General features: G+C 49.7%; 11 protein-coding genes and 1 tRNA gene. All 12 read left to right on the top strand.

Annotated elements, in window-relative coordinates:
- Nucleotides 1–3 precede the first annotated feature (3 nt).
- Complete coding sequence (gene hflX, locus AC4EVX_RS02830) at nucleotides 4–1,257, top strand: GTPase HflX (RefSeq protein WP_177977159.1); 1,254 nt, start codon at nucleotides 4–6, stop codon at nucleotides 1,255–1,257.
- Between the two features lie 152 nt (nucleotides 1,258–1,409).
- Complete coding sequence (locus AC4EVX_RS02825; RefSeq protein WP_177977158.1) at nucleotides 1,410–2,354, top strand: transporter substrate-binding domain-containing protein; 945 nt, start codon at nucleotides 1,410–1,412, stop codon at nucleotides 2,352–2,354.
- 303 nt (nucleotides 2,355–2,657) lie between these two features.
- Nucleotides 2,658–3,437, top strand: coding sequence for an ABC transporter permease subunit (locus AC4EVX_RS02820; protein WP_177977157.1), 780 nt, complete (start codon nucleotides 2,658–2,660; stop codon nucleotides 3,435–3,437).
- The gene (locus AC4EVX_RS02815) at nucleotides 3,421–4,197 is read left to right on the top strand and encodes an amino acid ABC transporter ATP-binding protein (RefSeq protein WP_308450482.1); all 777 of its coding nucleotides are present in this window, start codon (nucleotides 3,421–3,423) and stop codon (nucleotides 4,195–4,197) included. Before AC4EVX_RS02820 ends, AC4EVX_RS02815 begins: the two co-directional genes overlap by 17 nt.
- A 104-nt stretch (nucleotides 4,198–4,301) precedes the next feature.
- Nucleotides 4,302–5,750 carry an amidohydrolase gene (locus tag AC4EVX_RS02810; protein ID WP_177977156.1) on the top strand — a complete coding sequence of 483 codons (1,449 nt, stop codon included), beginning with the start codon at nucleotides 4,302–4,304 and terminating at the stop codon, nucleotides 5,748–5,750.
- Nucleotides 5,751–5,991: 241 nt separating this feature from the next.
- Nucleotides 5,992–8,013, top strand: a complete 2,022-nt coding sequence (ftsH, locus tag AC4EVX_RS02805) for an ATP-dependent zinc metalloprotease FtsH (RefSeq protein ID WP_490159526.1) — start codon at nucleotides 5,992–5,994, stop codon at nucleotides 8,011–8,013.
- 270 nt (nucleotides 8,014–8,283) lie between these two features.
- Nucleotides 8,284–11,115 (top strand): excinuclease ABC subunit UvrA, encoded by a 2,832-nt coding sequence (gene uvrA, locus AC4EVX_RS02800; RefSeq protein WP_490159525.1) that lies wholly within the window; start codon nucleotides 8,284–8,286, stop codon nucleotides 11,113–11,115.
- Between the two features lie 122 nt (nucleotides 11,116–11,237).
- Nucleotides 11,238–11,888 carry an HAD family hydrolase gene (locus AC4EVX_RS02795; RefSeq protein ID WP_177978892.1) on the top strand — a complete coding sequence of 217 codons (651 nt, stop codon included), beginning with the start codon at nucleotides 11,238–11,240 and terminating at the stop codon, nucleotides 11,886–11,888.
- 124 nt (nucleotides 11,889–12,012) lie between these two features.
- Nucleotides 12,013–12,084, top strand: a tRNA-Arg gene (locus AC4EVX_RS02790).
- 175 nt (nucleotides 12,085–12,259) lie between these two features.
- Nucleotides 12,260–13,291: a hypothetical protein gene (locus AC4EVX_RS02785; RefSeq protein ID WP_177978890.1), complete on the top strand. Its 1,032-nt coding sequence runs from the start codon at nucleotides 12,260–12,262 to the stop codon at nucleotides 13,289–13,291.
- 189 nt (nucleotides 13,292–13,480) lie between these two features.
- Nucleotides 13,481–14,506 carry a tRNA preQ1(34) S-adenosylmethionine ribosyltransferase-isomerase QueA gene (queA, locus tag AC4EVX_RS02780; protein ID WP_177978898.1) on the top strand — a complete coding sequence of 342 codons (1,026 nt, stop codon included), beginning with the start codon at nucleotides 13,481–13,483 and terminating at the stop codon, nucleotides 14,504–14,506.
- Nucleotides 14,507–14,596: 90 nt separating this feature from the next.
- The gene (locus tag AC4EVX_RS02775) at nucleotides 14,597–15,364 is read left to right on the top strand and encodes a pseudouridine synthase (protein WP_177978888.1); all 768 of its coding nucleotides are present in this window, start codon (nucleotides 14,597–14,599) and stop codon (nucleotides 15,362–15,364) included.
- Nucleotides 15,365–15,485 lie beyond the last annotated feature (121 nt).

Below are 15,485 nucleotides of genomic sequence, written 5' to 3'. Positions count from 1 at the left end.
AATATGGCAGATTTGATTGAATTAAAAGAAGTGGAGGAAAGGGTCATTCTGATCGCGGTGAATATCAGCGAGGAGGAAGATACCGAAGCCTCCCTCGACGAGCTCGAGGAGCTTGTCAAGACGGCGGGAGCGATCACCGTCGGCAAGATGATCCAGAACCGGGAGCAAATTCACCCGGGAACATATCTGGGAAAAGGAAAGATTGAGGAAGTCAGGGAGCAGATCGCAGTCCTTGGCGCGACCGGCGTCGTCTGTGACGATGAGCTCTCACCGGCACAGATGAGAAATCTTGAGGATGCGCTCGACACAAAGGTGATGGACCGAACGATGGTCATTCTCGACATCTTTGCCTCACGTGCGACGACGAGCGAGGGAAAGATTCAGGTTGAGCTTGCACAGCTAAAATATCGTTCTGCCCGCCTTGTCGGACTCAGAAGTTCGCTCTCCCGTCTCGGAGGCGGAATCGGAACGAGAGGACCGGGTGAGAAGAAGCTCGAGATGGATCGACGACTGATCCACGAGAGAATCGGTCAGTTAAAATCAGAACTTGAGGAAGTGAAGCGTCACCGCGAGGTAATCCGCCGTCAGAGAGAGAAGGCACACACTCCGGTTGCTGCGATTGTGGGATATACGAATGCCGGAAAATCGACACTCTTAAACCGACTGACTGACGCAGGAATTCTCGCAGAAGACAAGTTGTTTGCAACGCTTGATCCGACGACGCGCAGTCTCGAGCTCGATGGCGGACAGCAGATTTTGCTGACCGATACGGTCGGATTTATCCGCAAACTTCCGCATCATCTGATTGAGGCATTTAAGAGTACGCTTGAGGAGGCAAAATACGCGGACCTCATCCTTCATGTCGTCGACTGCTCGAATCTGGCGATGGATATGCAGATGCACGTTGTCTATGAGACGCTTCGAGAGCTTGAGGTCGGAGATAAGATCATGGTCACGATCTTTAACAAGACGGATCGGATGACCGGTGAGGAGATTCCGAGAGATCTTCGGTCAGATTACCAGATTCGGATTTCAGCGAAGACCGGCGACGGAATTGACCGCTTAAAAGACCTGCTCGGGCAGATTTTAAGAAGTCAGAAAGTGTATATGGAGCGCTTGTTCCCGTACAGCCAGGCAGGAAAAATCCAGACAATCCGCAAGTACGGAGAACTGCTCTCCGAGGAGTATGAGGCGGAGGGGATTCGTGTCAAAGCCTATGTACCGGCGGAGCTGTTTGCCGGACTGATGCAGGAATAAAAAGAAATGGATTTTGCTATTTGACGAATTTCGGCAAGAATTGCACTTGATTAATTTAAAAAAAAAGATATAATGGATAACGGTTAGCTGTTTTATATTTATGCATATATTCATTTTAAATGCATATATGCAAAATGAGGAGGAAAAACATTATGAAAAAGAGATTTCTGGCATTAGGCATGGCAGCATGCATGGCAGTTTCTTTAACTGCATGTGGCGGAAGCAGTGAAAAGGAGACTACCGTAGCTGAGACTGCTAAGGAAGAGACCACCACCGCAGAGGGCGAGTCCAAAGCAGAGGAGTCTTCCGCAGAGGAGAGCAAGGCAGATACCGCAGACATCGAGACGGTTACGGAGGGCACTCTGACCGTAGCAACCAGCCCGGACTTCGCACCGTATGAGTTCTACGCAATCGGTGAGGACGGAAAGCCTCAGCTGGCAGGTTTTGATATGTCTTTAGCTCAGTACATCGCAGATTACCTTGGTCTGAAACTTGAGGTCGTTACCGTTGACTTCGACGGCGTTTTAAGTGAGCTTCAGACGAAATCCGTAGATCTGGGTATGGCAGGTCTGTCTCCGGACCCGAAGCGTGAGGGTATCATGGACTTCTCCGACATCTACTATACCGGCGGACAGTCTCTCGTGACGGTAAAGGACAATGCAGATAAGTTCAACAGCTTTGAGGCAATCAACAAGTCTGATGTTTCCGTAGGTGCACAGACCGGTTCCATTCAGCTGGATCTGGCAAACACGAACAGCCCGGATGCAGATATTGTTTCCCTTCCGAAGGTAACCGATATCATCTCTGAGCTTCTGGCAGGCAAGCTGGATGCCGCTTACATTGAGACCGATGTAGCAAAGAGCTATCAGCAGAACTATCCGGAGCTTGAGATCGTTATGGATGTTCCTTACGAGAGCAAGGGATCTGCAATCGGTGTCAGCAAGGGAAATGAGTCTCTTATGGCAGGTGTCAATGAGGCAATTGCACAGGCAATCGAGGATGGTTCTATGGAGAAGTTTATCGCTGATGCAAACGAGCAGGCTTCTGGAAACACCTACGAGGGTCTTCTGGATTCTGAGGGAAACGTTCAGCAGTAAGCAATCGAACGGAGAGCTTTTCGGCTTTTTAGGATTCTTCAGAAAATCTGGAAATCTGGACAAAATCCGGATGTAAAATCAGAAATTCGCCAACCTTCCTCTCTTTTTGGGGGAGGTTGGCGGTTTTTGTACAAAACGATGTTATTCAAGTTATTGAAAAGGGATCAGAGAGATCCTTTGAAATCCCGCCGGGATAGAGCGTGCTTGAAAAATCCATTCAGGCGAAAATATCCCTAATGCATTTTTCAAACATACTCTGACCGAAAACACTCAGAGTAAGACAAAATCAGAAAGGAGTACCTTATGTTTATTCAGGCAGAAAATTTTGCAAAAATTGCGCCTTACACACAGCTGTTTATTCAGGGAATTCTGGTAACAGTTCTGTTATCGGTCTTCACCGTATTGATTGGTTTCTGTATCGCCCTCGTTTTGGCGCTGATGAGAATGTCAAACGTGTGTCCGTTCCGCTCCCTCGGATTGGATAAGGATGGTCATATGAGAGAAGAAGGATTTCTCCTGCTTTTAAGCCGGTTTAATCCGCTGTCCTTCCTTGCAACGGCATATGTCGAGATTCTTCGTTCGACTCCGGTTCTTGTACAGATCTTTATTATTTACTATGGAGTCTTCGGCATGGTGAAACTTCCGGGCTTTGAGATGTTCGGTTTCATCAAGTTCAGCCGTTTCTTCCCGGGTGTTGTAGCTCTCGGAATGAACTCCGGTGCTTACCTGTGTGAGATCATCCGTGCAGGTATCCAGTCGATTGATGGCGGACAGACGGAGGCGGCACGTTCTCTGGGTCTGTCTCAGGTTCAGAACCTGCGCTACATCATCCTGCCACAGGCATTGAAGAACATTCTGCCGGCGATTGCAAATGAGTTTGTCGTAATCATCAAGGAGTCTGCGATTACCTACACCATCGGTGTTCAGGATATCATGTCTGCGGTAAACGCAGTCAAGGGTGCGACGTTCGTCATCGTAGAGCCTCTGCTCGTGGCAACGGCGATCTACTTCTGCCTGTGCTTCCCGACTTCCAAGCTGATTGCATATTTTGAAAGGAGAATGAGCCGTGGCGACAAGAGATAGTTTGATTCAGGTAAAAAATCTGAAAAAGCATTATAATCATGGAGTGATCAAGGCGCTTGACGATGTGAGCGTGGACATCAACAAGGGCGATGTGATGGTTGTGATCGGACCGTCCGGATCAGGAAAGTCTACGTTTCTGCGCAGTCTGAACCTGCTCGAGGAGCCGACCGGAGGCGAGATCATCTTTGACGGAATCGATATCACGAAGAAGAAATACGAGGATGAGAACGGAAAGACGGTCAAACTCGATATCGACCATCTTCGCCAGAAAATGGGAATGGTGTTCCAGCACTTTAACCTTTTTCCGCATATGACAATTCTCGAAAATATGGTGCTTGCACCGATGAAAGTGCGCGGAATGAGCAAAGAGGAGGCGGAGAAGAAGGCGCTGGCGCTTCTCGACCGCGTCGGACTCAAAGATCGTGCAGGTGCTTACCCGATCCAGCTTTCCGGTGGACAGAAACAGCGAGTTGCAATCGTGCGTGCGCTGGCGATGGAGCCGGAGGTGATGCTGTTTGATGAGCCGACTTCTGCCCTTGATCCGGAGATGGTCGGAGAGGTTCTCGATGTCATGAAAGAGCTTGCAAATGAAGGGATGACGATGGTTGTCGTAACTCATGAGATGGGATTTGCCCGTGAGGTCGGAAACCGTGTGCTCTTTATGGCGGACGGAAAACTTCTCGAGCAGGGTACTCCGGAGGAGATTTTTGAGCATCCGAAGCATGTGAGACTTCAGGATTTCTTTGCGAAAGTTCTGTAAGATTTGAAGAGTTGAAGTCAGGGTGCGCATTTGTGTCTGCGGGGAGAGTGCAAGCTCAAGGTGCAAAGGGAATATTATGACAGAGAAAGGAAGCGTTTTAAGAGATGACAGAAGAAAAGAAGACGGCGCTTGCCGTGATTGAGGAGAAACGGGAGGAGATCATCGGGGTCTCAGACCAGATCTGGGAGTATGCAGAGTTGTCCTTGAAGGAGTTCCGGTCTGCCAATCTCTACTGTGAGACTCTTGAAAAAGAGGGATTTCATGTGGAGAAAGGCATCAGCGGAATTGAGACAGCATTTTCGGCAAGCTACGGAAGCGGACGTCCTCTGATCGGAATTCTTGCAGAGTATGATGCTCTTTCCGGACTTTCTCAGGTTGCTGGAAGCACGGAGCGGAAAGAGCGCGTTGCAGGTGGAACCGGTCATGGCTGTGGACACAATCTTCTCGGAGCCGGTGCTTTTGCGGCAACGCTTGCGGTAAAAGCATATCTCGAAAAGACAAAGACTCCGGGAACCGTCGTTCTCTACGGCTGTCCGGGCGAGGAAGGCGGAGCTGCGAAGGCATTTATGGCGAGAGATGGAGTCTGGAAAGACCTTGATGCAGCGCTGACCTGGCATCCGGAGGATGTCAATGAGGTCGCAACCGGCTCGTCGAACTCCTGCATTCAGGTACAGTACAAGTTTACCGGAATCGCTTCCCATGCGGCAGGAGCGCCGGAGCGCGGACGCAGTGCGCTCGATGCAGTGGAGCTGATGAATATTGGCGTGCAGTTCCTTCGCGAGCATATGAGCGATAAGGCGCGCATACATTATGCGATTACGGATGCCGGCGGATGCAGTCCGAACGTTGTACAGCCGAGAGCAAGTGTGCTCTACATGGTTCGCTCGAATCATGTCTCTGAGGCGATAGAGCTTCAGAAGCGTGTTGATCGGATTGCCGAGGGCGCAGCTCTGATGACGGACACGACGATTGAGCGCAAGTTCATTGACGGTCTGTCCGATACTGTCAGCAATTTCGCTCTTGAGCGTGTGTTGTACAAAAACTTCTCGGAGATCGGAGTTCCGACCTACACTGAGGAGGAGAATGCGTTTGCGGACGAGCTCGCAAAGACCTATGTCGGAAATGATTACGTTCCGGGGGTTGCAGCGGAAAATGACCCTGCGCTGAGAGAAGAAGTGATTGAGAAACGGGCTCAGGTTGGTCATGCAATGAATGCGTTTCTTGCTCCGCTCTATCAGGGTGAAGCATTTAAGGCGGGGTCGACGGATGTCGGGGATGTGAGCTGGCTGACGCCGACGGCACAGATCCATGTTGCATCCTGGCCGAACGGTTGTCCGGGTCACAGCTGGCAGAATGTCTCCTGTGATTGCACCGAGATCGGTCACAAGGCAGTGCTTTGTGCAGGAAAAGTGCTTGCAGGCACGGCGATTGATCTGTTTACCGATCCGGAGCTTTTGAGCGAGGCGCGCAGGGAGTTTGAGAAGCGGACGGCAGAGGGCTTTGTCAGCCCGATTCCGAAAGATGCGGTTCCGGTTGTTCCAGATCTTGGCTGAGACTGAGATCATTTACTGGAGGGTGACAGATTTTTAAAAGAAAGTTTATAAATTTTTAAGCGGGGCGAGGGTTTAAAATCCCTCGCTCTTGTTGTATACTAAACAGGAAAACATTTCTGACACTTTTGCCTGAAATGTGTCAAAAAGATTATGTCAAAAAAATTTGGTGACAGAATTCAGTGACAAAATTTGCTGGCATGGAAGACAAAGGATAAGGAAACAAACAGAAGGAGAAAAATCTATGGGTGTAAAGAATGATGGTCCAGGGCAGACTCCGTCAAAGAAACTGCTTTATTATTATGGAATCGTTCTTCTGATTACACTTTTGCTCAATGCCCTCGTAGTTCCAATGATGGTGGAGCGGAAAGTGACGGAAGTTCCATTTAATCAATTTTTACAGATGGTCAATGATGGGGAGGTCGCAAAAGTTGCGCGGGGAGACGGTCAGATCACGTTTCAGGCGAAGCCCTCGAATGGAGAGAAAGAGGGAGCGATCTACAAGACAGGTGACTGGCAGTATGATGATTTGACGCAACAGCTCCTCGACAGTGGGGTCGATTTTGCGGAGGATATTCCGACAAAGGCATCTCCACTTCAGAGTTTTATTTTTAACTGGGTACTTCCGATTATCATGTTCGTTGTGCTCGGACAACTGCTGAGTCGGATGATGACGAAGCGGATGGGCGATGGCATGGGCGGTGTGATGACATTTGGAAAGTCGAATGCAAAGATCTATGCGGAGGCAGACATTCACACGAATTTTGCGGATGTTGCTGGTCAGGAAGAGGCGAAGGATGCACTGAGGGAGATTGTGGATTTCCTGCACAATCCGAAGAAATACACCGATATCGGTGCAACTTTGCCGAAGGGTGTTCTGCTTGTCGGCCCTCCTGGAACCGGTAAGACCCTTCTTGCGCGTGCTGTCGCGGGTGAGGCGCATGTCCCGTTCTTCTCGATTTCCGGATCGGAGTTTGTCGAGATGTTCGTCGGCATGGGTGCGGCGAAGGTTCGCGATTTGTTTAAGCAGGCGAATGAGAAAGCGCCGTGTATCGTCTTCATCGATGAGATCGATACGATCGGAAAGAAGCGTGACGGCGGTGGATTTTCGGGAAATGACGAGAGAGAGCAGACGTTGAACCAGTTGCTCGCGGAGATGGATGGATTTGACGGACGCAAGGGTGTTGTGATTCTCGCGGCGACGAACCGTCCGGATTCTCTCGATAAGGCACTTTTGAGACCGGGGCGTTTTGACCGAAGAGTTCCGGTGGAACTTCCTGATTTAAAGGGTCGTGTGGCGATTCTGAAAGTTCATGCGAAGAAAGTCAAGATTTCCGATGACGTTGATTTTGAGGCGATCGGACGCGCAACGGTCGGAGCGAGCGGTGCAGATCTCGCAAATATTATCAATGAAGGTGCTCTGCGCGCTGTCCGTCAGGGACGCAGAATTGTAAGCCAGGCAGATCTTGAGGAGAGCGTGGAGGTTGTCATTGCCGGTTACCAGCGCAAGGATGCGAGCGTCTCCGAGAAAGAGAAGCGGATCGTCGCTTACCACGAGGTTGGTCATGCGCTTGTCGCAGCGTGCCAGAGTGAGAGTGCCCCGGTTCACAAGATCACGATTGTTCCGAGAACTTCCGGTGCCCTCGGTTACACGATGCAGGTGGAGGACGGAGAGCGTTTCCTTATGAGTAAGGAGGAGGCTCTGAACAAGATTGCGACTCTGACCGGTGGTCGTGCGGCGGAGGAATTCATGTTCCATTCGATCACGACGGGCGCTTCCAACGATATTGAACAGGCGACGAGAATGGCGCGTGCGATGGTTACCCGTTACGGAATGAGCAGTCAGTTTGGAATGGTTGCGCTTGAAACACTGACGAACCAGTATCTCGGCGGGGACACAACACTTGCATGTTCCCCGGAGACTTCCCGCCTGATTGATGAGGAAGTCATTCGTATTGTGAAAGAGCAGTATGAGAAGGCAATGGGCATTCTCAAAGAGCATGCAGGGAAGTTGAATGAGATTGCGGGCTATCTGCTCGAGCGCGAGAGCATCACCGGTGAGGAGTTTATGGAGATGCTGAATGAGGGACAGAAGGGTGCAGAGACGGATGAGAAATCTGGCGAGATAGAAGAAAAGGCAGAAACACCAACTGTTATGGAAACTGCAAATGCAGATGTAGATTCTAAAGATGCAGAGAGTGCAGAAAATGAATTTGTAGAGCCGAAGACGGTCGCAGAGAGCGAGAAAACCAGCGACGAAGAATAAAATTATTATGGTTCATGTATTCAGGTCTTTGTAAGCGTTGACTTGAATACATGAACAGGAACGTTGCAGAAGTTTTTGACAGAAGATCAATCGAACAAATGTTTGCAAAACACACAGGAATGTGATATAATTAAGAACACTTAGCAAGGAATTTCGAGCTTAGTGTTCTTAATTGTATAGGCGCAAAAGAAAAAGCGACCGGGGCGCGATGAGCGTCCGATTTTACAGAAAGAACCGTGGTGACTTGCACAACAGAAAGGTCTTTGAGCGATGGCAAAACAATATATCAAGATACGAGGTGCGAATGAGCACAATTTAAAAAACATTTCTCTCGACATTCCGAGAAATGAGCTTGTGGTTCTCACAGGACTGAGCGGATCGGGAAAGTCGTCTCTGGCATTTGATACGATCTATGCGGAGGGACAGCGACGTTATATGGAATCTCTGTCGTCTTACGCACGCCAGTTCCTTGGACAGATGGAGAAGCCGGATGTCGAGAGCATTGAGGGACTTTCCCCGGCGATCTCAATTGATCAGAAGTCGACGAACCGCAACCCGAGATCGACAGTCGGAACGGTCACGGAGATCTACGATTATATGCGTCTTCTGTATGCGCGAATCGGTATCCCGCATTGCCCGAAGTGTGGAAGGGAGATCCGGCGTCAGACAATCGATCAGATGGTCGATCAGATTATGGCACTGCCGGAGCGGACGAAGCTCCAGCTTCTCGCCCCGGTTGTCCGTGGACGAAAGGGCGAGCACGTTAAACTGCTCGATCAGGCGCGCAAGGGCGGTTATGTGAGAGTGCGGATTGATGGCAGTCTCTATGATCTGTCCGAGGAGATTCACTTGGAGAAGAACATCAAGCATACGATTGAGATTGTCGTCGATCGTCTCGTTGTGAAAGAGGGCATTGAGAAGCGTCTGGCAGACTCGATTGAGACGGTGATGGGACTTTCAGATGGATTGATGACAGTCGATGTGATCGGAGGAGAGCCGATTCAGTTCAGCACGAGCTTTGCGTGTCCGGACTGTGGAATTAGCATTGAGGAGGTAGAACCTCGCAGTTTCTCGTTCAATAATCCGTTCGGAGCATGCCCGGACTGCTTTGGTCTCGGATATAAGATGGAGTTTGATGAGGAGCTGATGATTCCGGATAAGTCTCTGAGCATCTCCCAGGGGGCAATCACGGTCATGGGCTGGCAGTCCTGCTCGGAGAAGGGCAGCTTCACTCATGCGATTCTCGAGGCGCTGGCAAGTGAGTATCATTTTGATCTCGAAACCCCGTTTGAGGACTATCCGAAGGAGGTCCACGATATTCTGATTCACGGAACGAATGGTCATGAGGTCAAGGTTCATTACAAGGGACAGCGAGGAGAGGGTGTCTATCCAATTGCGTTTGAGGGACTGATCAGGAATGTGGAGAGGCGGTACCGCGAGACGTTTTCAGAGACTTCAAAGGCGGAGTATGAGACATTTATGAGAATCACTCCGTGTAAGCTCTGTAAGGGACAGCGTCTGAAGGCGAGCTCGCTTGCAGTGACCGTCGGTGGCATCAACATCTACGAGGCAACGGAAATGTCGATTGCGAAATACCGGGATTTCCTTGAGACATTGACTCTGACTCCGATGCAGGAATCGATCGGAGCACAGATTTTAAAGGAGATCAAGGCGCGTCTGGATTTCCTGTTGAATGTCGGACTGGAGTACCTTTCCCTGTCGCGTGCAACTGGAACTCTGTCAGGAGGAGAGGCGCAGAGAATCCGTCTTGCGACTCAGATCGGATCGGGTCTTGTCGGGGTGGCGTATATTCTCGATGAGCCGAGTATTGGACTTCACCAGAGAGATAATGACAAGCTGCTTGCGACGCTGATCCGTCTGCGTGATCTTGGCAACTCGGTTCTCGTTGTCGAGCATGACGAGGATACGATGAGACAGGCAGACTGCATCGTCGATATCGGTCCGGGAGCCGGAGAGCATGGCGGAGAGGTTGTCGCGGTCGGCACGGCGGAGGAGATCATGAAGTGTGAGCGGTCGGTGACCGGTGCCTATCTGAGTGGCCGAATCCGGATTCCGGTTCCGTCAGAGCGCAGAAAGCCGACAGGATTTCTGACCGTGCGCGGGGCGAGCGAGAATAACTTAAAAAATATCGATGTAAGTTTTCCGCTTGGCGTGATGACCTGTGTGACCGGAGTTTCCGGATCAGGAAAGAGCTCTCTTGTCAATGAGATTCTTTACAAGGCGCTGGCGCGTAAGCTGAATCGCGCGCGGACGATTCCGGGCAAGTTTAGGAAGATTGAAGGCATTGAGCAGTTGGATAAGGTGATCGATATCGATCAGTCCCCGATCGGGAGAACTCCGCGGTCGAATCCGGCGACATACACCGGTGTGTTTGATATGATCCGCGATCTGTTTGCCTCGACCCCGGATGCGAAGGCGAAGGGATACAATAAGGGACGATTCAGTTTCAACGTCAAGGGTGGACGATGCGAGGCATGTAGCGGAGATGGAATCATCAAGATTGAGATGCATTTTCTTCCCGATGTCTATGTTCCGTGCGAGGTTTGCGGAGGAAAGCGTTACAATCGAGAGACACTTGATGTGAAGTACAAGGGAAAGAGCATTTACGATGTGCTGAACATGACGGTTGAGGAAGCGATGAAGTTCTTCGAGAATGTGCCGTCGATTTACCGCAAAATTGCGACGCTCAATGATGTTGGACTTTCCTACATCCGTTTGGGACAGCCGTCGACCCAGCTCTCAGGCGGAGAGGCACAGCGAATCAAGCTGGCGACAGAACTGAGCCGAAGAGGAACCGGAAAGACGATCTACATTCTGGATGAGCCGACAACAGGACTTCACTTTGCAGATGTTCACAAGCTCGTCGAGATTCTGCGAAGACTCTCGGATGGTGGCAATACGGTTGTTGTCATTGAGCATAATCTCGATGTGATCAAGTGTGCCGATTATCTGATCGATATCGGTCCGGAGGGCGGAGATCGCGGAGGTACGGTGATCGCCCAGGGAACTCCGGAGGAGGTTGCAGAGAATCCAGATTCTTATACCGGACAGTATGTGAAGAAATATCTGGCAAATGATTAAGAAGGATCAAATAAAAAATAAAAATCCCATTGCCGAAGACAATTTTCAATGGATTTTTGCTCGTGACGGTGAAGGTACTGAACCGTTACGAAATATTTAGATAGATACAGGAGGAGGCTAAGATGCTGAAGGCAGTGATTTTTGATATGGATGGAGTCATCATTGACAGCGAGATCGAGTATCTCAAAAGGGATCTGGAGTTTGCCAAGAAAAAGAATCCAGATGTGAAGATGGAAGATCTTCTCGGCATGGTGGGATCTTCGAGAGAAGATGCATGGCAGTGTATGGTGAAGGCAATCAAGAGTGACAAGACGTGGCAGGAAGTTCGAGATGAGTGTTATGCAAGCAGAACGAATTTCCCTGAGATGGATTACCGTGAGATCTTCCGTCCGGAGATCCCGGGAATCCTGCGATCTCTTCAGCAGATGGGGTTTCGCCTTGCGCTTGCATCGAGTACGCGCAAGGAATTGATTTTGCGGGTGCTTGAGGAGAATGGGATTCGCGATTACTTTGAGGTTGTTGTCAGCGGTGCTCAGTTTAAGCGGAGCAAGCCGGACCCGGAGATCTATCACTATACGGCAGAACAGCTTGGACTCTCTGAGAAAGAGTGTCTTGCGGTCGAGGACTCGACATTTGGAGTCACGGCTGCCTATCGCGCCGGTATGCCGGTGACGGCTCTGATCGATGAGCGTTTTGGCTTTGATCAGTCCCTGGCGGGATGGAGAATGCATAAATTAGAAGAGGTTTTGGAGATTGCGGAGAGCCTGCGCTAAACGTTAAACGTCGGAATGTAATGCTTTGTTTTGTATGGTGCCGTAACCAGCGGGTTCTTTGAAATTCTGAAAAATTTAAAAAATACTTGCAAAATAGGAACAATTCGTGTATGATAAAGGAGATGCGTCTGTAGCTCAGTGGATAGAGCAGTGGCCTCCGGAGCCGCGTGCGTAGGTTCGATTCCTATCAGACGCATTTTCTTTTTGCTGAAGAGCCCTATTGAGAGCCGGTGTGCCGAGAATAGGGCTCTTTTTCTTGCTTTTTGAAACGCATTTTGCTATGATAAGATGCGGATTGTCGGGATAAAAATCGGGCATCCAAAATTTTATTGTCCGGAATCTGAGACAGACTGGAGGGAATGACATTTAATATGGGACTTAATGATAAGAAAAAAAGCGGTTTTGAGCTGAGCAAAGATCAGAAAAAGATGTTGCCGGTGGTATTGATTCCGCTTGCAGTGATTGTGCTGATTATGTTTATCGTGCTTTCAGACAAAAAACAGGCAGAGCCGGCCTCTGCACAGTCGGAAACTGCGGTGGAGAGCGTGGAAGACGGAGCAGGCACGGACGATCAGGCAGAGGATTCTGATGGCGATGGAGAATCCACAGCAGATGAAGGAGAGAGTGCAGACGATCAGGAGAGCGCGGCTGAGGGGGAAGACGGTGAGACCGAGGCGCAGAATTTTGAAACCGAGGATCTGAAAAAAGATTCCGTTCCGGAGATTCTCAGCCTGATGAAGTCATATTTTCAGGCGCGTGCGAATGCGGATGCTTCCGCACTGAATCAGGTCTATGGTGGCAGTGAAAAGGAAGAATGGCAACTTCAGAAAGAGGCATCTAAACTGCGCAGTAATTCCAAGTATGTGCAGGGATTTGAAAATGTGACGACCTATGTGGCGGATGGACCGGAGAGCGACACCTGGCTGGTGTATGCCGTGGCAGATATCCGTTTCAATTCCGTGAAGACGACTGCTCCGATGATCATGTGGTGTTGTGTCCAGAAGGATTCTGAGGGGAATTACCACATTCTGAAAGATGATGCGATCTCAGATGAGATGCAGAAGTTTGTGGATACAGAGAATCATTCAGAGGGAGTGCGCCGTCTGGCATCGAGTGTCAATACAAAGCTCAAGGATGCGATTGAGTCAGATGAAGATCTTAAGACCGTTTATGGTGTCTTGAGAGACGGATCTCCGGTTTACGAAGGCAGTGAAAATCAGCAGAGTGTAGTTGTTGAGTCGGATAATCAGAGTACAGAGTCCTCCGAGAGTGGTGCAGATGCCACGGGAGATTCTGCCGGTGATGCAACGACCACAACAGATTCCGCTGCGAATTCTTCGGAGACGAGCGGTGCGGACAGCGCATCCGGCGAGGGCAGTGCAGAGAGTGGTTCTGCGCAGTAAAGTTGCATCCAAATCTCCGCGAGCGTCAATTTGAATCATACGCCGAGTCTTTTAGAACGTTGATTGGAACGATAAATCAAGAAAACGAGAGAAACTGGAAATAAGAACTAGAAATGTCAAGAAATGATAGATTTAAGAAATAAAGAATGAATGGAAAGTGTGACGAGAGAAATGGAAATGAAACAGGCAATGAATGTAACCGATTATAATTTTGATCTTCCGCAGGAGCTGATTGCTCAGGATCCGCTTGAGGATCGTTCTTCCTCCCGGCTTCTGGTTCTGAACAAGGAGACCGGTGAGATGGAGCACCGCGTTTTCCGCGATATTGTGGAGTATCTTCACCCGGGTGATTGTCTTGTCATCAATGATACGAAGGTAATTCCGGCGCGTCTGCTTGGCGTGAAGGAGGACACGGGTGCTCATGTGGAGGTTCTTCTCTTAAAGAGAAGAGAGAATGATATTTGGGAGACGCTTGTAAAGCCGGGAAAGAAGTGCCGTCCAGGTGCTGTTTTGAGCTTTGGAGATGGTCTGTTAAAGGGAACGGTTCTCGATGTCGTTGATGAGGGAAACCGTCTGATTCAGTTTTCCTACGAGGGAATTTTTGAGCAGATTCTTGATCAGCTCGGTCAGATGCCTCTTCCGCCGTACATCACCCATCAGCTCAAGGACAAGAATCGTTATCAGACTGTCTATGCGGTTCATGAGGGATCAGCAGCGGCTCCGACAGCAGGACTTCATTTCACGAAAGAGTTGTTAAAGCAGATCGAGGATATGGGAGTCAAGATTGCACATGTCACGCTTCATGTTGGTCTTGGAACGTTTCGTCCGGTAAAGGTGGACAACATTCTCGATCACCATATGCATTCCGAGTTTTACATGGTGGAGGAATCTGAGGCAAAAAAGATCAATGACACGAAGGCAGAGGGCGGACGCGTGATCTGTGTTGGAACGACGAGCTGTCGAACAATCGAGTCTGCGACGGATGAGAATGGTATTTTGAAAGCGGGAAGCGGTTGGACGGAGATTTTTATCTACCCGGGATACAAATTCAAGATTCTGGATTGTCTGATCACGAACTTCCATCTTCCGGAGTCCACTCTGGTGATGCTGGTATCTGCACTGGCAGGCAGAGAGAATATTCTCAATGCTTACCAGGAGGCAATCAAGGAGCGCTACCGTTTCTTCAGCTTTGGCGATGCGATGTTTATCAAATAAGATTTAAGATTGTCTATCAAAGTTTATCAAATAGGTGAAATGAGCTGTGTTTGAGATAAACAATCGAATGATGAATGATGGGGAAAAAACATGGAAGAAATCCGTTTAAATAAGTATCTGAGTGAGCAGGGAATCTGTTCGAGACGAGAGGCGGATCGTCTGATTGAGGCAGGAAAGGTTACGATTGACGGGCGCAAGGCGCAGACCGGAGAGAAAGTGACCGGTCACGAGAAGATTTTCTGTGATGGAAAACCGGTCGGAAGAGCTTCCGGTGGAAAGAAGGCAAAGCCGGTTCTTCTGGTTGTCAACAAGCCGAGAGGGATTGTGTGCACGACTTCGGACAAGGATCGTGCGCCGAATGTAATTGAGCTGGTGCATTATCCATCCCGTGTCTATCCGGTCGGACGACTGGACAAGGATTCGGAGGGACTTCTGCTTCTGACAAATCAGGGTGAGCTTGCCAATGAGATCATGCATGCGGGAAATCTGCATGAGAAAGAGTATCTGGTGACGGTGGATCAGCCGTTTAACTCAGCCTTTTTAAAGAAGATGCGCGAAGGCGTGGAGTTAAAGGAACTTGGAGTCACGACGAGACCGTGCCGGGTGGAGTCCGTTGGACCGAAGACGTTTCGGATTATTCTGACACAGGGACTCAATCGCCAGATTCGTCGGATGTGTGAGGAACTTGGCTATCATGTTGTAACACTCAAGCGAGTGCGTATTATGAACATCCTTCTGGGCAAATTAAACACAGGAGATTATCGCCGTGCAACGCCGAAGGAGATGGAAGAACTTGAGCGTGCACTTGAGCAGGCAAGGGAACTTCGCGAAGGGCAGGACGAGGAGATGACCGAGTAGGGCAGATCCGTGAGTGATTGGTGGTTTGTAGGCAGAATCCTTGCTTTATCGTCAGCATCATTCGAGCAGAGCGGAGGTCTGGAATGTGTTGCGAATGTTGCGAAATCGGTTTGAGATATTT

The organism is Brotaphodocola sp., assembly GCF_983179755.1.
Note: the sequence above shows the minus strand (reverse complement) of the source record. Positions and strands in the feature narration are given on the sequence as shown.